General features: G+C 70.7%; 1 protein-coding gene. It reads left to right on the forward strand.

Features of this window, described 5'->3' with window-relative positions; all coding sequences use genetic code 11:
• Positions 1-12 precede the first annotated feature (12 nt).
• Positions 13-21,213: an SDR family NAD(P)-dependent oxidoreductase gene (locus STRNI_RS35845; RefSeq protein ID WP_338149796.1), complete on the forward strand. Its 21,201-nt coding sequence runs from the start codon at positions 13-15 to the stop codon at positions 21,211-21,213.
• The last annotated feature ends 30 nt before the right edge of the window (positions 21,214-21,243 follow it).

Consider the following 21,243-nt stretch of genomic DNA (forward strand, 5'->3'; position numbering starts at 1 on the left):
GGGCCGGTGCAGGTGACGAACAACGAGAAGCTTGTCGAGTATCTGAAGCAGGCGGCGATCGACCTGCGAGAGAGCCGCCGTCGCGTCTGGGAGCTCGAATCCGAGCCGATCGCGATCGTCGGAATGGCCTGCCGGTACCCGGGCGGGGTGTCGTCGCCGGAGGATCTCTGGGACCTGGTCTCCCAGGGCGAGAACGGCATCACCGACTTCCCCGCCGACCGTGGCTGGGATATCGATTCGCTCTACAACCCGGACCCCGGGAACCGCGGTACCTCTTACGTCCGCCAGGGCGGATTCCTGCACGAGGCCGCGGAGTTCGACCCGGCATTCTTCGGCATCTCCCCGCGCGAAGCGCTGGCCATGGACCCGCAGCAGCGGCTGATGCTGGAGGTGTCCTGGGAAGCCATCGAAGGCGCCGGGATCGACCCCCTCTCGCTGAAGGGGAGCAAAACCGGGGTCTTCGCCGGAGTCATGTACCACGACTACGGCACCGGGGTTTCCGGCGCGTCGGAGGAAGTGGCTGCCTTTCTCGGCAGCGGTTCCGACGGCAGCATTTTCTCCGGCCGGGTTGCCTATCTGTTCGGACTTGAAGGTCCGGCCGTATCGGTGGACACCGCCTGTTCCTCCTCGCTGGTCGCCCTCCACCTCGCGATCCAGGCGCTGCGGTCCGGCGAATGCTCGATGGCGCTGGCCGGCGGGGTCACCGTGATGTCCACCCCGGTCACCTTCGTCGACTTCAGCCGCCAGCAGAACCTGGCGCGCAGCGGTGAGGTCAGGGCGTTCGGAACGGGTGCCGACGGCACGGTGCTCTCCGAAGGCGCCGGAATACTGCTGGTGGAGCGGCTGTCGGACGCCGAGCGCAACGGTCATCCGATCCTTGCGGTGGTGCGGGGTTCGGCGGTGAACCAGGACGGTGCGTCCAACGGCATGACCGCGCCGAACGGCCCCTCGCAGCAGCGCGTCATCGACCAGGCGCTCGCCAACGCAGGCGTGACCGCCGGCCAGGTGGACGCGGTGGAGGCGCACGGCACCGGTACGACGCTCGGCGACCCCATCGAGGCCCAGGCGCTGCTCGCCACGTATGGCCAGGACCGCCCGGAAGACCGGCCCCTGTGGCTGGGTACGGTCAAGTCCAATATCGGACACAGCCAGGCCGCGGCCGGTGCGGCCGGTGTCATCAAGATGGTCATGGCGCTTCGGAACGGTGTGCTGCCCAAGAGCCTGCACATCGACGAGCCGTCGTCACATGTGGACTGGTCCGCGGGCGCGGTGGAGCTGCTGACGGAGGCCAGGCAATGGCCCGAGAGCGATCAGCCCCGTCGGGCGGGTGTGTCGTCGTTCGGCATCAGTGGGACGAACGCCCATGTGGTGCTGGAGCAGGCGCCTGAGGTGGAGCCGGCGGAGTCGGTTGCTGCGGTGGTGGCGGGGCCGGTGCCGTGGGTGCTTTCTGCTCGTTCTCCGCAGGCGTTGGCGGGTCAGGCGGAGCGGCTTGCGGCGTGGGCGTCGGGGCGTGCGGAGCTGGGGCTTGCTGACGTCGGGTTTTCTCTTGCGACCAGTCGTGCGGGGCTGGAATACCGTGCCGTGGTCTCGGGTGCGGACCGGGAGTCGCTGCTTGCGGCTCTGGGGAGTCTGTCTGCGGTGACTGGCCCTGTGGCTGGTCCTGTGGCTGGTGAGGGCCGGGTCGGTGTGTTGTTCACCGGTCAGGGTGCGCAGCGGCTGGGGATGGGTCGTGAGTTGTATGAGACCTATCCGGTGTTTGCTCGGGCCTGGGATGAGGTGTGTGCGGAGCTGGATGGTCTGCTGCCCGTGCCCTTGGCAGAGGTGGTGTGGGGAGAGGGAGACCTGCTCGACCAGACGCAGTACGCCCAGTCGGCGCTGTTCGCACTGGAGGTCGCGCTTTACCGTCTCGTCGAGTCCCATGGTGTGACGCCGGATGTGCTGCTGGGTCACTCGATTGGTGAGGTGACGGCTGCCTATCTGGCGGGTGTGTGGTCGCTGGCGGATGCGGCGAAGCTGGTCGCGGCGCGTGGGCGGCTGATGCAGGCGCTGCCGACCGGTGGCGTCATGGTGTCGGTGCGCGCCTCCGAGAACGAGGTCGCGCCGCTGCTGGAGGGCCGGGAGCAGGTCGGGATCGCGGCGGTCAACGGCCCCGAGTCCGTCGTGCTTTCGGGTGCCGAGGCAGAGGTCGAGCAGGTCGTTGCTGCCCTGGAGGCCGAGGGCCGTAAGGTCAAGCGGCTGCGGGTGAGCCATGCCTTCCACTCGCCGCTGATGGAGCCGATGCTGGCCGAATTCCGCGCGGTTGTGGAGCAACTCACCTTCTCCGACGCGCAGTTGCCGGTGGTGTCGAATGTGTCCGGCCGTCTCGCCGAGCCCGTCGAGCTCCGTGACCCGGGGTACTGGGTGCGGCATGTCCGCGAGGCCGTCCGTTTCCATGACGGTATCCAGGCCGCGTACGCCGACGGCGTGACCACCTTCCTCGAACTGGGCCCGGACGGCGTGCTCTCCGCCATGGGACAGGACTGCCTTCGTGAGGTCGAGGGCACCCCCGCGGCCTTCCTTCCCGGTCTGCGCAAGGACCGGTCCGAGCCGGAGTCCGTCCTCCAGGCGCTGGGCGCTGCCTATGCCCGGGGTGTCGTGGTGGACTGGGCGACGTTCTTCCCCGGCGCGCGGCGGGTGGCGCTGCCGACCTATGCCTTCCAGCGGCAGCGGTACTGGCTGGACCGCAGTGGCGTGGGCACCGGCGATATGACCTCTGCCGGTCTGGGCCCCGCGGACCATCCGCTGCTCAGCGCCGCCGTCGCCCTGCCGGATTCGGACGGCTTCCTCTTCACCGGCCGGCTCTCCCTGGCCACCCACCCCTGGCTGGCCGACCACTCCGTACTCGGCGCTGCCGTGCTGCCGGGCTCGGCCTTGGTCGAACTCGCCATCCGGGCCGGAGACCAGGTCGGCTGCGATCTGCTGGAGGAACTCACCGTACGGGCGCCGCTGATCTTGCCCGAGCGCGGCGGAGTGCAGCTCCGGGTCGCGCTCGGCCAGTCCGGAGTGGACGGTCGCCGTGAGGTTGCGGTGTTCGCCCGCGATGAGGAAGCGGTGGACGAGGCCTGGACCCGGCATGCCGACGGAGTGCTGGCCGCCGGTTCACCCGCCGGGAGCTTCGACGCGCCGGTATGGCCACCGGCCGACGCGGAAGCCGTCTCCGTGGAGGGGCTCTACGGGGAGCTGGCGGCGGCCGGCTTCGGGCATGGGCCGGTGTTCGGCGGCGTGCGCGCGATGTGGCGTCGTGGCGATGAAGTCTTCGCCGAGGTTGCGCTTCCCGAAGAAACAGCCGATCAGGCGGGCGAGTTCGGGTTGCATCCGGCATTGCTGGACGCGGCCCTGCAGCCGGTGACCGGCGAGCTGCGGTTGCCGGTCTCCTGGTCCGGGGTGCGGCTGCATGCGGTCGGCGCCGTGTCGTTGCGGGTACGGCTGACCAAGACCGGTGCCGGCTATGCGCTGACCGCGACGGACGAGGCCGGCGGCCTGGTGGCCTCGGCGGACGCGGTGGCATGGGAGGCGGTCTCCGCCGAGCAGTTCGCGCACACCGATGTGCGACACCGGGATTCGCTCTTCGGGGTGGAGTGGTCGGTGTTGCCGCTCGGCTCTGGCCCGGTGGCGGGTTCGTGGGCGGTGCTGGGCGATGACGTGGCGTTGGCTGCGGCGTTGGGTGCGTCGGCTGCGGACGTGCTGGGTGAGCTTGTGGAGGTGCCGGAGTGTGTGGTGCTTGCGGTGCCTGGCGCGGAGGGTGCGGATGGCTCGGGTGGCGTGGCGGGTGCGCTGGAGGTTCCGGCGGCGGTGCGTGCCGTGGTGGGCCGGGTGCTGGAGACGGTTCAGTCCTGGCTGGCCGATGAGCGTTGTGTCCGTTCGAAGCTGATAGTGGCGACCCGCGGTGCCGTTTCCGTGGCGGGGGAGCCGCTGGACGCGGTGGGTGCCGCGATATGGGGTCTGCTGCGTTCCGCGCAGACCGAGAACCCGGACCAGTTCGTTCTCCTCGACCTTGATGAGCGTCAGACCTCTGTGGACGCCATCGCCGCGGCGGCTGCTTCGGGTGAGCACCAGTTGGCGGTCCGGGACGGGGTTGTTTCCGTGCCGCGGCTGGTTCGGGCTGTTCCGTCCGAGGCCGAGCGTGCGCCGGTGTGGGATGCCACGGGTACGGTGCTGATCACCGGTGGCACGGGAACGCTGGGTGCGCTGTTCGCCCGGCATCTGATCGCTGAACACGGCGTCCGCAGCCTGGTGTTGACCAGCCGTCGCGGTCTGGAGGCCGCGGGCGCCCATGAGTTGCAGTCCGAGCTGACGGATCTGGGTGCCCGGGTTGAGGTCGTCGCGTGTGACGCCGCTGACCGGGAGGCACTGGCGGCGGTGCTGGCCGGTATCCCCGACGAGACGCCGCTGACCGGCGTGGTGCACACGGCCGGTGTCCTGGACGACGGCGTGATCGGTTCGCTGACCCCCGAGCGCCTCGACACCGTTCTGCGGCCGAAGGTCGACGCGGCCTGGAACCTGCACGAGCTGACCCAGGACCTGGACCTGTCGGCGTTCGTCCTGTTCTCGTCGGCTGCTGCTGTGCTCGGCAGCGCCGGACAGGGCAACTACGCCGCGGCCAACTCCTTCCTCGACGCGCTCGCTCAGCACCGCCGTGCTGCGGGGCTGCCGGGTACCTCACTGGCCTGGGGCCTGTGGGCGGACGCCAGCGGCATGACCGGGCAGCTGAGCGACACCGACCTGCGGCGTATGGCGGCCGACGGTGTGCTGCCGGTCTCCACGGCCGACGGCGTGGCCCTGTTCGACGCGGCGGTCGGCGCGGAACCGTCGCTGGCCGTACCGATCCACCTCGACTTCCGGGCGCTTGCCGCCGCGCCCTCGGTACCGGCGATCCTGCACGGCCTCGTACCGATGAGGCGGCGCACCGCCGCGGCCGGCGGCGGTGCGGGTCACACCTTGCGGGACCGTCTCGCCGGGCTGACGAAGGCAGATCAGGACCGCGCTCTGCTGGATCTCGTCACCGCCCAGGTCGCCCTGGTGCTGGGCTACTCCGGCAGCAGTGGGCTCGACGCGTCCCGGGCGTTCAAGGACCTCGGGTTCGATTCACTCACCGCGGTGGAACTGCGCAACCGGATGGACAACGCCACCGGTCTGCGGCTTCCGGCCACGCTGATCTTCGACTACCCCACCCCGGGCGCGATGGTGCGCCATCTCCGGGAGGAACTGCTCGGAGGGCAGACCGCCCTCCCCGCGGTACGGCCCACGGCGGCCGTGGACGACGAGCCCATCGCCATCGTCGGGATGGCCTGCCGGTTCCCCGGCGGCATCGACAGCCCCGAGGCGCTGTGGGACCTGCTGGCACGTGGCGGCGATGCGATCGGTGACTTCCCTGCCGACCGTGGCTGGGACGTGGAGCGGCTGTATCACCCGGACCCGGAGCACAAGGGCACCTCATATGTGCGCGAGGGCGGTTTCCTCGGCAACGCCGGGGAATTCGACGCCGGCTTCTTCGGGGTCTCGCCGCGTGAGGCGACCGCGATGGATCCGCAGCAGCGGCTCCTGCTGGAGACCTCCTGGGAGACCCTGGAGAACGCGGGCATCGACCCGACCACCCTGCGCGGCAGCGACGCCGGAGTCTTCGTCGGCACCAACGGCCAGGACTACGGCACGGTCCTCGCCCAGGGTGCGGACAACGCGGACGGCTACCTGATCACCGGAACCTCGGCCAGTGTGGTGTCGGGCCGGGTCTCGTACGTGTTCGGCTTCGAGGGTCCCGCGGTCACCGTGGACACGGCGTGCTCGGCCTCGCTGGTGGCATTGCACTGGGCGATGCAGGCGCTGCGGTCCGGGGAGTGCTCGATGGCCCTGGCCGGCGGTGTCTCGGTGATGTCCACTCCCGACACCTTCGTCGACTTCTCCCGGCAGCGCGGTCTCGCGGCGGACGGCCGCTGCAAGCCGTTCGCCGCGGCCGCGGACGGTACCGGCTGGGGCGAGGGCGTCGGCATGCTGCTCGTGGAGCGGCTCTCCGATGCCCGCCGTAACGGCCATACGGTCCTGGCGGTGGTGCGGGGTTCGGCGGTGAACCAGGACGGTGCGTCCAACGGTCTGACCGCGCCGAACGGACCCTCGCAGCAGCGGGTGATCCGACAGGCGCTGGCGGGTGCGGGGCTGTCCCCGTCCGAGGTGGACGCGGTGGAGGCGCACGGCACCGGTACGCGGCTGGGCGACCCGATCGAGGCCCAGGCGCTGCTCGCCACGTACGGACAGAACCGGCCCGCCGGCCAGCCACTGTGGCTCGGTGCGATCAAGTCCAACCTCGGACACACCCAGGCCGCGGCCGGTGTCGCGGGCGTGATGAAGATGATCCTCGCCATGCGACAGGGGGTCCTGCCCAAGACCCTGCACGTGGACGAGCCCACCCCGCATGTCGACTGGTCCGCGGGCGCTGTCGAGCTGCTCGCGGAAGCACAGGAGTGGCCGGACACCGGCCGTCCCCGTCGGGCGGGTGTGTCGTCGTTCGGCATCAGTGGGACGAATGCGCATGTGGTGTTGGAGCAGGCGCCTGAGGTGGAGCGGGCGGAGTTGGTTGCTGCGGTGGTGGCGGGGCCGGTGCCGTGGGTGCTGTCTGCTCGTTCTCCGCAGGCGTTGGTGGGTCAGGCGGAGCGGCTTGCGGCGTGGGCGTCGGGGCGTGCGGAGCTGGGGCTGGCTGACGTCGGGTTTTCTCTTGCGACCAGTCGTGCGGGGCTGGAATACCGTGCTGTGGTCTCGGGTGCGGACCGGGAGTCGCTGCTTGCGGCTCTGGGGAATCTGTCTGCGGTGACTGGTCCTGTGGCTGGTCCTGTGGCTGGTGAGGGCCGGGTCGGTGTGTTGTTCACCGGTCAGGGTGCGCAGCGGCTGGGGATGGGTCGTGAGTTGTATGAGACCTATCCGGTGTTCGCTCGGGCCTGGGATGAGGTGTGTGCGGAGCTGGATGGTCTGCTGCCGCGGCCGCTGAGTGAGGTGGTCTGGGCGGCGGCCGACGATGGGCAGGAGGGGCTTCTCGACCAGACGCAGTACGCCCAGTCGGCGCTGTTCGCACTGGAGGTCTCCCTCTTCCGTCTCGTCGAGTCCCATGGCGTGACGCCGGATGTGTTGCTGGGTCACTCCATCGGTGAGGTGACGGCTGCCTATCTGGCGGGTGTCTGGTCGCTGGCGGATGCGGCGAAGCTGGTCGCGGCGCGTGGGCGGCTGATGCAGGCGCTGCCGTCCGGTGGCGTCATGGTGTCGGTGCGGGCGTCGGAGGACGAGGTCGTACCGCTGCTGGAGGGCCGGGAGCGGGTCGGGATCGCGGCGGTCAACGGCCCCGAGTCCGTCGTGCTTTCGGGTGCCGAGGCCGAGTTGGAGACGCTCACCGCCGCTCTGGAGGCCGAGGGCCGCAAGGTCAAGCGGCTCCGCGTGAGCCACGCCTTCCACTCGCCGCTCATGGAGCCGATGCTGGCGGACTTCCGTACGGTCCTGGAGCAACTCACGTACTCCGAGGCTCAGTTGCCGGTGGTCTCCAATGTCACCGGTCGTCTCGCCGAGCCCGCTGAGCTCCGCGACCCGGAGTACTGGGTACGCCACGTCCGCGAGGCCGTCCGTTTCCACGACGGTATTCAGGCCGCGCACGCCGACGGCGTGACCACCTTCCTCGAACTCGGCCCCGACGGCGTGCTGTCCGCCATGGGTCAGGACACTCTGCCGGAGACCGCCACCCTGCAGCCGAGCCTGCGCAAGAACCGGTCCGAGCCGGAAGCAGTTCTCCAGGCGCTGGGCGCCGTCTACGCCCGGGGTGTCGTGGTGGACTGGGCGACGTTCTTCCCCGGCGCCCGTCGGGTGGCGCTGCCCACCTACGCGTTCCAGCGGCAGCGGTACTGGCTGGACCGCGGCGGCGTGGTCGCGGGCGATATGACCTCCGCCGGTCTGGGGGCGGCGGACCACCCGCTGCTGAGTGCCGCGGTGCCGCTGCCCGGGTCCGACGGTTTCCTCTTCACCGGCCGGCTGTCTCTGGCCACCCACCCCTGGCTGGCCGACCACGCCGTCATGGACACCGTCCTGGTGCCCGGAACCGCGCTGGTCGAGCTGGCCATCCGGGCCGGGGACCAGGTCGGCTGCGATCTGCTGGAGGAACTGACCCTTCAGGCGCCCATGATCATCCCGTCGCACGGCGGGATCCAGATCCAGATCACCGTGGGTGGCCCGGACGCTCACGGCCGACGCGAGCTGGCCATGTTCTCCCGTGGCGAGGACAGCGAGGAGCCGTGGACCCAGCACGCGCTGGGGACGCTGACCACTGCGGGTGCCGCCCCGGTTCCTGACCTCGGTGAAGCGTCCTGGCCTCCGGCCGGAGCCGAGACCGTCTCCGTGGACGGCTTCTACGCGGAACTCGTCGCCGCCGGATTCGGCTACGGCCCGGTGTTCCAAGGGGTACGGGCTGCCTGGCGACGCGGCGGGGAGGTGTTCGTCGAGGTCGCGCTGCCTGAGGACGCGGCCGAGGAGGCGGGGGAGTTCGGGCTGCACCCGGCCCTGCTCGATGCCGTACTGCAGACCTTCGGCCTGAGCGAGGAACTCGGCACGGACGGTCCCGGTCTGCCGTTCGCCTGGGCAGGAGTGCGTCTGCACGCCGTTGGCGCGGCCTCCTTGCGCGCCAGGCTGACGCCGACGGGTGACGGTGGGATACGGATCCTGGCGGCCGATGACACCGGCGCCCCGGTGGCCACCATCGACTCCCTGACCACCCGGCCGGTGCCCGCCGCCGGGCAGCTCGTGCGTGCTGGTGGCACACACCAGGATGCGTTGTTCGGGGTGGAGTGGGCGCAGGTTGCCTTGCCCGCGGGGGACGTTGACGGCTCGTGGGCGGTGGCCGACGAGGATGTGGTGCTGGCGGCTGGTCTGGGTGTGGGGGTCCTGGATCCGGCTGCGGAGGTTGTGCCCGGTCATGTGGCGTGGTCCCCGGAAGTGGAGACGGGCGCGAGCGCGGGAGTTCCGGGCTCGGTGCGCGGGGCCACGACCGGGGTGTTGCAGCGGGTGCAGCAGTGGTTGGCGGATGAGCGGTCCGACGGTTCGACGCTGGTGGTGGTGACCCGGGGCGCTGTCTCGGTGGCCGGCGAGCCGGTCGATGTGGCGTCGGCCGCCGTGTGGGGGCTGGTGCGGTCGGCGCAGTCGGAGAATCCGGGCCGGTTCTTTCTGGTCGATGTGGACGGTGCGGCGGGTTCGCTGGAGGCCGTCCGTGCGGGCGTGGCCTCGGGTGAGCCGCAGTTGGCGGTCCGGGACGGGGTTGTCTCCGTGCCGCGGCTGGCGCGGACCGTGTCGTCCGGGGCGGACGGTGCGCCGGTGTGGGACACCGAGGGCACGGTGCTGATCACCGGTGGCACCGGGAACCTGGGTGCCCTGTTCGCCCGGCACCTGGTGGCCGAACACGGCGTTCGCAGCCTGGTGTTGACCAGTCGTCGCGGGCTGGAGGCTGACGGCGCAAGGGAGTTGCAGTCCGAACTGTCCGAGCTGGGTGCCCGGGTCGAGGTCGTGGCGTGTGACGCGGCTGACCGGGAGGCGCTCGGCGAGGTGCTGGCCGGCATCCCGGCGGAGGCGCCGCTGACCGGCGTGGTGCACACGGCAGGTGTCTTGGACGACGGCGTGATCGGGTCGCTGACCCCGGAGCGCGTCCATGCCGTTCTGCGGCCGAAGGTGGATGCGGCCTGGAATCTGCATGAGCTGACCCAGGACCTGGACCTGTCGGCGTTCGTCCTGTTCTCGTCGGCTGCCGCTGTGCTCGGCAGCGCCGGACAGGGCAACTACGCCGCGGCCAACTCCTTCCTCGACGCGCTCGCCCAGCACCGCCACGCTGCGGGGCTGACGGGTGTGTCCCTGGCCTGGGGGCCGTGGGCGGACACCAGCGGCATGACCGGCCAGGTCGACGACACCCATCTGCGGCGGATGGCCGCGGACGGGTTCCTGCCGATCTCGGCGGCCGATGGCACCGCGCTGTTCGACGCGGCCGTCGGCGCCGGTGAGGCCGTGGTCGCACCGATCCGACTGGACGCGCGGGCGCTCGCCGCCTCCGGCGCGGTGCCGGCGATCCTGCGCGGAGTGGTGCGGGCTCCCGTACGTCGCACCGCCGCCGAGGCCACCTCAGCCGGTTCGCTGGGCGACCGCCTGCTCGGCCTGCCCGTCGAGGAGCGCGAGGAGCTGCTGCTCGACCTGGTGACCACGCAGGTGGCGGCCGTACTGGGCTACGAGAACTCCGGTGCGGTCCGTATCGACCAGGTATTCAAGGACCTCGGATTCGACTCGCTGACCGCGGTCGAACTCCGGAACCGGCTCAACTCGGCCACCGGCCTCCGGCTTCCCGCCACCTTGGTGTTCGACTACCCGACCCCGGCAGCGCTGCTGGACCATCTGCGCGACGAGCTGGTCGGGGACCGGGATCAGCAGGCGGTCACCAGCGTCGCCACCGGCACGACGGTGGACGAACCCATCGCCATCATCGGTATGGCCTGCCACCTCCCCGGGAACGTCCACAGCCCCGAGGATCTCTGGCGCATGCTGGAATCCGGGCAGGACGGCATCTCCGCCTTCCCCGGCGACCGCGGCTGGAACCTCGACGCCCTGTATCACCCGGACCCCGACCACCAGGGCACCTCGTACACACGCGAGGGAGGTTTCCTGGACGGCGCCGCGGACTTCGATCCCACCTTCTTCGGGATCAGCCCGAACGAGGCCCTGGCCATGGACCCGCAGCAGCGCCTCCTGCTGGAAACGTCCTGGGAGGCCCTGGAGAGCGCGGGCATCGACCCGACCACCCTGCGCGGCACCCCGACCGGCGTGTACGCCGGGCTCATGTACCACGACTACGTCCACCAGCTGCAGTCCGTGGGCGAGGGCGTCGAAGGCTTCATGGGCACCGGCAACTCAGGCAGCGTGACGTCCGGCCGGCTGGCCTACTCCTTCGGCTTCGAAGGACCCGCGGTCACCGTGGACACGGCCTGCTCCTCCTCCCTGGTGGCCCTGCACTTCGCGGTGCAGGCGCTGCGGTCCGGGGAGTGCTCGCTGGCCCTGGCCGGCGGGGTGACCGTGATGGCCACCCCGGATACGTTCATCGACTTCTCCCGCCAGCGCGGCCTGTCCGCGGACGGCCGCTGCAAGCCGTTCGCCGCGGCCGCGGACGGTACGGGCTGGGGCGAGGGCGTCGGCATGCTGCTCGTGGAGCGCCTCTCGGACGCCCGGCGCAACGGCCATCGTGTCCTGGCGGTCGTCCGGGGCTCGGCGGTGAACCAGGACGGTGCGTCCAACGGTCTGACCGCCCCCAACGGCCCCTCGCAGCAGCGGGTGATCCGGCAGGCCCTCGCCGGTGCACGGCTGTCCCCGTCCGAGGTGGACGCGGTGGAGGCGCACGGCACCGGTACGCGGCTCGGTGACCCGATCGAGGCCCAGGCGCTGCTGGCCACCTATGGCCAGGACCGCCCGGAGGACCGGCCGCTGTGGCTGGGCTCCATCAAGTCCAACATCGGGCACACCCAGGCCGCGGCCGGCGCCGCCGGCGTGATGAAGATGATCCTTGCGATGCAGCGGGGCGTCCTGCCCAAGTCGCTGCACGTGGACGAGCCCTCCCCGCATGTGGACTGGGCTTCCGGCGCGGTCGAACTGCTCGCCGAGGCGCGCGAGTGGCCGGACACCGGCCGTCCCCGCCGAGCGGGTGTGTCGTCGTTCGGCATCAGCGGGACGAACGCCCATGTGGTGCTGGAGCAGGCACCTGACGAGACGCCGGCGGAGTCGGTTCAGGGTGAGCCTGCTGGGGTCGTGGTTCCGTGGGTGCTGTCGGCGCGTTCGGAGGAGGCGTTGGCGGCTCAGGCGGGCCGGTTGGCGTCCTTTGTGGAAGACCGCCCGGAGCTGGGTCTGGCTGATGTCGGGTTCTCTCTGCTGAGCACGCGGGCGGAGTTGGAGCACCGGGCTGTGGTGGTCGGCGCTGAGAAGGATCAGTTGCTGAGTGGTTTGCGTGGTCTCGCTGGTGGCCTGGAGGGGCCGGGTGTGGTGCGCGGCAGTGTGGCGGCTACGGCGGCTTCTGGTGCGGTGCTGGTGTTCCCTGGTCAGGGTTCGCAGTGGTTGGGCATGGCGGATGAACTGCTCGCTACCTCCCCGGTGTTCGCGGGCCGGATGGCTGAGTGTGGTGCGGCGCTGTCGGAGTTCGTGTCCTGGGATCTGATGGCTGTGCTGTCGGATTCGGATGAGGACATGCTGGCGCGGGTTGATGTGGTTCAGCCTGTGTTGTGGGCGGTGATGGTCTCGCTGGCTGCGGTCTGGGAGGACTGCGGTGTGGTGCCTGCTGCTGTGGTGGGTCACTCTCAGGGTGAGATTGCCGCGGCTTGCGTGGCGGGGATTTTGTCGCTGCGTGATGGTGCCCGGGTGGTGGCACTGCGCAGTCAGGCCATCGGACGGGTTCTCGCCGGGCGCGGTGGCATGGTGTCGGTTGCCGGCTCGCGTGAGGCGGTGCAGGATCGCATCGCCAAGTGGGGCGAGCGGCTGTCCGTGGCTGCTATCAACGGCCCGTCGTCGACTGTGGTTTCAGGTGAACCTGAGGCACTTCAGGAGTTGTTGGCGGAGTGCGCTGAGCAGGAGGTACGGGCCCGGCAGATCCCGGTGGATTACGCCTCGCACGGTGCCCAGGTCGAGGAGCTGCGTGAGGAGCTCGCCACCGTCCTGGCCGAGGTGAGCCCTGGTGAAGGCCGGATTCCGTTCTACTCTGCAGTGAACGCCGCACTCATCTCTGACGAGGAGCTGGACGCCGGCTACTGGTTCGAGAATCTCCGTAACACGGTGCGGTTCGAGGAAGCGATTCAGGCGCTGCTGGCCGATGGGCACGGCGTATTCGTGGAGTGCAGTGCGCACCCCGTCCTGACGCCGGGAATCGAAGACACCGCGCAAAAGGGAGGCAGCCCCGTCGTAGTGACGGGAACCCTGCGTCGTGAGGAGGGTGGCTGGTCCAGATTCGCGCAGTCGCTCGGCCAGCTCTGGGCGCATGGCGTCCCGGTGGACTGGAGCACCCTGCTGCCGGCCGGACGCCGGGTCGACCTGCCCACCTACGCCTTCCAGCACAAGCGCTACTGGCCCGCCACGGTGGTCGCGGCCGGTGACGCCTCGGGCCTCGGCCAGGCGGACTCTCAGCATCCGCTGCTGGGCGCCGCTGTGGCCCTGCCCGAGTCCGATGGCTACCTGTTCACCGGGCGGCTGTCGCTGGCCACGCACCCCTGGCTTGCCGATCACTCCGTACTCGGCGCCGTGGTGCTGCCGAGTTCGGCGCTGGTCGAGCTGGCCATTCGGGCCGGGGACCAGGTCGGCTGCGACCGTCTGGAAGAACTCACCGTCCTCGTTCCGCCCCTTCTGCCGGAAGGCGGTGGGATCCAGCTCCGTGTCACCGTCGGCGAGTCCGATGCGGGCGGGCGCCGGGAGCTGGCGGTGTTCTCCCGCAATGAGGACGCCGAAGCCGATCTGCCGTGGACCCGGCACGCCACCGGTGTACTGGCAGCGGGAGCTGCACCGGTCGCTTTCGATGAAGCTGCCTGGCCCCCGGCGGGAGCCGACACCCTGACGGTGGATGGGCTCTACGACGATCTCGCCGCTGCAGGTATCACCCATGGCCCAGTATTCGAGAACGTGCGGGCGGCCTGGCGTCGCGGCACGGACCTGTTCGCCGAGGTTGCCCTGACGGAGGAGAACGAGGGCGAGGCGGGCCGATTTGGTCTGCACCCTGCTCTGTTCGACGCCGCGCTGCACCCGGTCACCCACCAGGAAGCCGTGGACGGGACAAAACTCGCCACTCAGTGGACCGGTGTGACGCTGTTCGCCGAGGGCGCGACCTCACTGCGGGTCAAGCTCTCAAGCGTTGGGGACGGTTACGCCCTCGTCGCAGCCGACCACGAGGGCGAGGTGGTCGCCGCGGCCGAATCCATCACCTGGACTGCGGTCTCCGAGGAGGAAGTTGCTGTTGCCGGCCCGGGTCACCGGGATTCGCTCTTCGGGGTGGAGTGGTCGGTGTTGCCGCTCGGGTCCGGGCCGGTGGCGGGTTCGTGGGCGGTGCTGGGCGATGACGTGGCGTTGGCTGCGGCGTTGGGCGCGTCGACTGCGGACGTGCTGAGTGACCTCGTGGAGGTGCCGGAGTGTGTGGTGCTTGCGGTGCCTGGCGCGGAGGGCTCGGAGGGTGCGGATGGTGCGTTGGAGGTTCCGGCGGCGGTGCGTGCCGTGGTGGGCCGGGTGCTGGAGACGGTTCAGTCCTGGCTGGCCGATGAGCGTTGTGTCCGTTCGAAGCTGATAGTGGCGACTCGCGGTGCCGTTTCGGTGGCGGGGGAGCCACTGGACGCGGTGGGTGCTGCGGTATGGGGCCTGCTGCGCTCCGCGCAGACCGAGAACCCGGACCAGTTCATCCTCCTCGACCTTGATGAGCGTCAGACCTCGGTGGAGGCCATCGCCGCGGCGGTTGCTTCCGGTGAGCCGCAGTTGGCGGTCCGCGACGGGGTTGTCTCCGTGCCGAGGCTCGCGCGGTCGGCGTCGTCGGATGCGGACAGTGCGCCGGTGTGGGACCCCGAGGGCACGGTATTGATCACCGGTGGTACGGGAACGCTGGGTGCGCTGTTCGCCCGGCATCTGATCGCTGAACACGGCGTCCGCAGCCTGGTGTTGACAAGCCGTCGCGGCCTGGAGGCTGACGGCGCCCGTGAGTTGCAGTCCGAGCTGACGGACCTGGGTGCCCGGGTTGAGATCGCGGCCTGTGACGCCGCTGACCGGGAGGCACTGGCGGCGCTGCTGGCCGGCATCCCCGCCGACATGCCGCTGACCGGCATGGTGCACACGGCCGGCGTCCTGGACGACGGCGTCATCGGGTCGCTGACCCCTGAACGCGTCGACACCGTTCTGCGGCCGAAGGTCGACGCGGCCTGGAATCTGCACGAGCTGACACAGGACCTGGACCTGACGGCGTTCGTCCTCTTCTCGTCGGCTGCGGGTGTGCTCGGTAGTGCCGGACAGGGCAGTTACGCGGCGGCGAACACGTTCCTGGATGCGCTTGCTCAGCACCGTCGCCTCACTGGACAGCCGGGTACTTCCCTGGCCTGGGGCCTGTGGGCGGACGCCAGCGGCATGACCGGGCAGTTGAGCGACACCGACCTGCGGCGTATGGCCCGGGGCGGGCTCATCCCGCTCGGCCAGGCCGAAGGCACCGCGCTGTTCGACGCGGTCATGGCCATGGGGCAGACGGTTGCGCTGTCCGCACACCTCGACCTGAACACCATCGCCGCCACCGGCGAGGTCCCGTCGCTCCTGCGCAGCCTTGTACGGGTCCGGCGCCGTGCCGTGGCCACCGGCAGCGCCACGGCCGACACCCTCGCCGAGCGACTGCGCCCGATGACCGAGGCGGAGCGCGAGCGGACCTTGGTGGACCTGGTCCGCCGGCAGGCCTCCGCCGTACTCGGCTACGACGGCGGCGACGCCGTGGGGACCACTCGGGCCTTCAAGGAACTCGGCTTCGATTCGCTCACCGCGGTCGAACTGCGGAACCGGCTGAACGCGGCCACCGGGCTGACCCTGCCGGCCACGCTGATCTTCGACTACCCGAACCCGGAATCCCTCGCCCGCTATGTGCGCGAGGAACTGCTGGGCACAGTGGCCGCACCGGTCGCCACGGTCCCGGTGGCCCGGCCGGTCGACGACGACCCCATCGTGATCGTCGGCATGGCCTGCCGCTACCCCGGCGGGGTGGCATCCCCGGACGACCTGTGGCAGCTCGTGACCAGCGGTGGGGACGCCATCTCCGGCTTCCCCGTCAACCGCGGCTGGGACCTGGACAACCTGTTCGGCAGCGATTCCGCCGAAACCGGGAAGAGCATCACCCAGCAGGGCGGATTCCTTTACGACGCGGGCGAGTTCGATGCCGGCTTCTTCGGGATCAGCCCCAGGGAGGCCCTGGCTGCAGACCCGCAGCAGCGGATCCTGCTGGAGGCCGCCTGGGAGACGTTCGAGCACGCGGGCATCGACCCGCTGGCCCTGAGCGGTAGCCAGACAGGGGTGTTCACCGGGATCAACTACCACGACTATGCGCCCGCCGACGGAAACGTACCCGAGGACATCGAGGGCTACCTGACCACCGGTGGCGCGGGCAGCGTGCTCTCCGGCCGCATCTCCTACTCACTCGGCCTCGAAGGGCCCGCGGTGACCGTGGACACGGCCTGCTCCTCGTCACTGGTGGCACTGCACCTGGCGATCCAGGCGCTGCGCTCCGGGGAGTGCTCGATGGCCCTGGCCGGCGGTGTCTGCGTCATGGCCACCCCGGGCAACTTCGTGGAGTTCTCCCGCCAGCGCGGTCTTGCGTCGGACGGCCGCTGCAAGCCGTTCGCCGCCGCCGCGGACGGCACCGGCTGGGCCGAAGGCGCCGGCATGGTGCTGGTGGAGCGGCTGTCGGACGCCCGGCGCAACGGGCATCCGATCCTGGCGGTGGTGCGGGGTTCGGCGGTGAACCAGGACGGTGCGTCCAACGGTCTCACCGCCCCCAACGGTCCCTCGCAGCAGCGGGTGATCCGGAAGGCACTCGCCAACGCCGGACTCGAACCGTCCGAGGTGGACGCGGTGGAGGCCCACGGCACCGGCACGACGCTGGGCGACCCGATCGAGGCCCAGGCGCTGCTCGCCACGTACGGGCAGAACCGGCCCGCCGACCAGCCACTGTTGCTCGGCGCGGTCAAGTCCAACATCGGTCACACCCAGGCCGCCGCCGGTGCGGCCGGCATCATCAAGATGGTCTTCGCGCTGCAGCAGGGGCTGCTGCCCAAGACCCTGCACGTGGACGAGCCCACCCCGCACGTCGACTGGTCCGCGGGCGCGGTGGAGCTGCTCACCGAGACACGGAAGTGGCCGGAGACCGGCCGCCCGCGCCGGACCGGTATCTCCGCGTTCGGGATCAGCGGCACCAACGCCCACGTCATCCTTGAGCAGGCTCCCGTGGACGAACCCGCCAAGACCCAAACCGCCAAGACCGAACCCGCGCCGACCGCCCTGACCGAGACCGCCCCGACCGAAACCGTCGAGGCCGAAACCGTCGAGGCCGAATCCTCCGAGACCGGGACGGCCGGTGCGCTGTCCTGGGTGCTCTCCGCACGTACGCAGGACGCCCTGTACGCGCAGGCGGAGCGGCTGGTGGACTTTGCAGCCGACCACCCGGAACTGGCCCCGGCCGACATCGGGTTCTCGCTGGCCACCACCCGAGCGGCTCTGGAGCACCGCGCGGTCATCACGGGAGCCGACCGGGATGCCCTGCTGGGCGCGGCCGGACGACTGGCCGCGGGTGAGCGCCCCACAGCGCTCGCCGGCGATGGCCGGGTCGGTGTGCTGTTCACGGGTCAGGGTGCGCAGCGGCTGGGGATGGGCCGGGAGCTGTATGAGACCTATCCGGTGTTTGCTCGGGCCTGGGATGAGGTGTGTGCGGAGCTGGATGGTCTGCTGCCGCGGCCGCTGGGCGAGGTGGTCTGGGGCGAGGGAGACCTGCTCGATCAGACGCAGTACGCCCAGGCGGCACTGTTCGCACTGGAGGTCTCCCTCTTCCGTCTCGTCGAATCCCATGGTGTGACTCCCGCAGTGCTGCTGGGCCACTCCATCGGTGAGGTCACGGCGGCTCATCTCGCGGGTGTCTGGTCGCTGGCGGATGCGGCGAAGCTGGTCGCGGCGCGTGGGCGGCTGATGCAGGCCCTCCCGGCCGGCGGTGTCATGGTGTCGGTGCGTGCCTCCGAGGACGACGTAACACCGCTGCTGGAGGGCCGGGAGCAGGTCGGCATCGCTGCCGTCAACGGTCCCGAGTCCGTCGTGCTCTCGGGCGCGGAGGCCGCGGTGGAAGAGGTCATCACCGCCCTGGAGGCCGAGGGCCGCAAGGTCAAGCGGCTGCGCGTGAGCCACGCCTTCCACTCACCGCTCATGGAGCCGATGCTGGCGGACTTCCGTACGGTCCTGGAGCAACTCACGTACTCCGACGCGCAGTTGCCGGTGGTCTCCAATGTCACCGGTCGTCTCGCCGAGCCCGTCGAGCTCCGCGACCCGGAGTACTGGGTGCGGCATGTCCGTGAGGCCGTCCGTTTCCACGACGGTATTCAGGCCGCGTACGACGACGGCGTGACCACCTTCCTCGAACTGGGCCCGGACGGTGTGCTCTCCGCCATGGGGCAGGACACTCTGCCGGAGACCGTCACCCTCCAGCCGAGCCTGCGCAAGGACCGCCCCGAACCCGGAGCGCTGATCGACGCACTGGGCGGGCTGTGGGCCCGTGGCGCCGCGGTGGACTGGGTCCCGCTGTTCCCGGGCGCGCGTCGGGTGGCGCTGCCCACCTACGCCTTCCAGCGGCAGAACTACTGGCTGCAGGCCACCACGGGGAGCGGAAATGTGTCCTCGATCGGGCTGGGCGCCGCGGACCATCCGCTGCTCGGTGCCGCGGTCACTCTGCCGGATGCCGTGGTCCTCACCGGGCGGCTCTCCCTGACCACGCACCCCTGGCTGGCCGATCACGCCATCATGGACACCGTCCTGCTGCCGGGAACCGCGCTGGTCGAACTCGCCATCCAGGCGGGGGACCAGGTCGGCTGCGATCTCCTGGACGAACTCACCCTGCACGCCCCGCTGATTCTCCCGCCGCACGGCGGAATGCAGCTTCGTGTGACGGTGGGCGAGGAGTCGGCCGAGGACGGCCGCCGCGAACTCGCGGTGCTCTCCCGGAACGAGAACGAGCCCGACCAGGAGTGGACCCGCAACGCCAGCGGCACACTGACCGCTGCCACGGATACACCGGTGCGCTTCGACGAGACCGTCTGGCCGCCTGCGGATGCCGAGAGCATTCCGGTGGACGGGTTCTACGAGGAACTGGTCACCGCCGGCTTCGCGTACGGGCCGGCGTTCCAGGGGCTGCGTGCGGCCTGGCGACGCGGTGACGAGGTGTTCGCCGAGGTGGCCCTCCCTGAGGACACGGCCGCCGAGGCGGCGAAGTTCGCACTGCACCCGGCCCTGCTCGATGCCGCGCTGCAGACCGTCGGACTGCTCGACGACGCCGCATCGGGGCTGCCGTTCGCCTGGACCGGGGTGCGGCTGCACGCCGTCGGTGCGACCGCACTGCGGGTGCGGCTCTCCCCGGCCGGGGACGGCGGGGTGCGGGTCCTGGTGGCCGACGAGACCGGTGCGCCGGTGGCCACCATCGATTCTCTGGTGACCCGACCGGTGCCGGCCGAACAGCTCGGCACCACCACGCGGCGCGGATCGCTGTACGAACTCGGCTGGAACGTCGTCGAGGAAGCCGCCGAACCCGTATCCGGTAGCTGGACCGTGGTCGGCCCGGACGCCGAGAAGATCGCCGAACCCTTGCGGCGGGCGGGTGTGGACGTCAGTACCTGCCCGGAGCCGGCGAAGGCCGCGGGCCAGGACCCGGCACCGGACGTGGTGGTGCTGCCGGTATCGGTGCCGGTGTCCGCGGCCGACGCGACGCCGGCCGCCGCCCGCGCGGCGGTGCACCGTGTCCTCGGCGCGGTCCAGGCCTGGCTGGCCGAGGAACGCCTCGAAGGCGCCCGGCTGGTCGTCCTCACCCGGGGAGCGGTCTCACTCGACCGGGCACCGGCTGACCTGGCGACCACGCCGGTCTGGGGCCTCATCCGTTCCGCGCAGTCGGAGCATCCGGACCGGATCGTGCTGGCCGACCTCGACGACGAGGACGCCTCGCTGGCGAAGCTGCCCGCGCTGATCGCCGCCGGTGAACCGCAGGCCGCGATCCGCCGGGGAGTCCTCTCGGTGCCCCGCCTCTCGGCGCTCGAACCGGCCGGGCAGGACGGCGCGCCCGTGTGGAACACCGCGGGCACCGTGCTGATCACCGGCGGTACCGGTGTACTGGGCGCCGAGGTCGCGCGGCACCTGGTGACCGCACACGGCGTACGGAACCTGCTGCTGACCAGCCGCAGCGGCCCGACGGCCGCGGGCGCCGGGGAACTGCGGGCCCAACTCACCGAAGCCGGTGCCCGGGTGGAGATCCTCGCCTGCGATGCGGCCGACCGGGACGCCCTCGCCGGAGTGCTGGCCGGTATTCCTGAGGAGGCTCCGCTGACCGCGGTGGTGCACACCGCCGGAGTCACGGACGACGGGGTGATCACCTCGCTGACCCCCGACCGGGTGGACCGTGTGCTGAGCCCCAAGATCGACGCGGCCTGGAACCTGCACGAGCTCACCCGGGAACACGACCTGTCCGCGTTCGTCCTGTTCTCCTCGGTCGCCGGCATCCTCGGCGCCCCGGGACAGGGCAACTACGCCGCCGCCAACACCTTCCTGGACGCGCTCGCCGCGCACCGGAGGGCGGAGGGGCTCCCCGCGGTCTCGTTGCCCTGGGGCCTGTGGGCGCAGAGCAGCGGGATGACCGGCAAGCTCGGAGAGGCCGATCTGCGGCGCATCGGGAGCGGCGGGCTCGTACCGCTGTCCTCCGAAGCGGGCGTGGCACTGCTCGACGCGGCCACCGTGGCCGGTCCGGCCGTGGTGCTCCCGATGGACCTGGACCCGCGGAAACTGGCGGCCTCGGGGGACATCCCCGCGGTGCTGCGCGGTGTGGTGCGGGCACCCGCACGGCGGGCGGCGGCAGCCGGTCCGGCCGTGGCGGAGGTATCGCTGGGCGAGCGGCTGGGGTCGGTACCGCCGGCCGAACGGTCCGGCATGGTGCTCGATCTGGTGCGCACCCATGTCGCCGCGGTCCTCGGACATGCGGAGACCGCGAAGATGAAGGCGGAGCAGCAGTTCACCGAGCTGGGCTTCGACTCGCTGACCGCGGTGGAACTGCGCAACCGGTTGCACACCGCCACCGGTCTGCGGCTGCCGGCCACCCTGATCTTCGACTATCCGACCTCCGCCGCGCTCGCGGGCCACATCCTCGACGAGGTGGTGGCGCATGAACCCGACCCGGTCGCGACGGTGCTGGCCACCATCGAAAAGCTGGAAGCCGGTCTCTCGATGCTGCACACGGAGAGCGGTGACCGAAGGGAAATCACCAAGCGGCTGGAGCGTGCGCTGAGCCAGTACCGCGACGGCGATGCGGCGGAATACGGCGACGACACGGACAGCGATATCCGGGACGCCTCCACCGATGAACTACTGGACGTCTTTGACCGGGAGTTCGGTAACTCATGATCTTCCAGAACATTTTTCGTGCCGGTCGAA

This window comes from Streptomyces nigrescens (genome assembly GCF_027626975.1).
Classification (GTDB): Bacteria; Actinomycetota; Actinomycetes; order Streptomycetales; family Streptomycetaceae; genus Streptomyces; species Streptomyces nigrescens.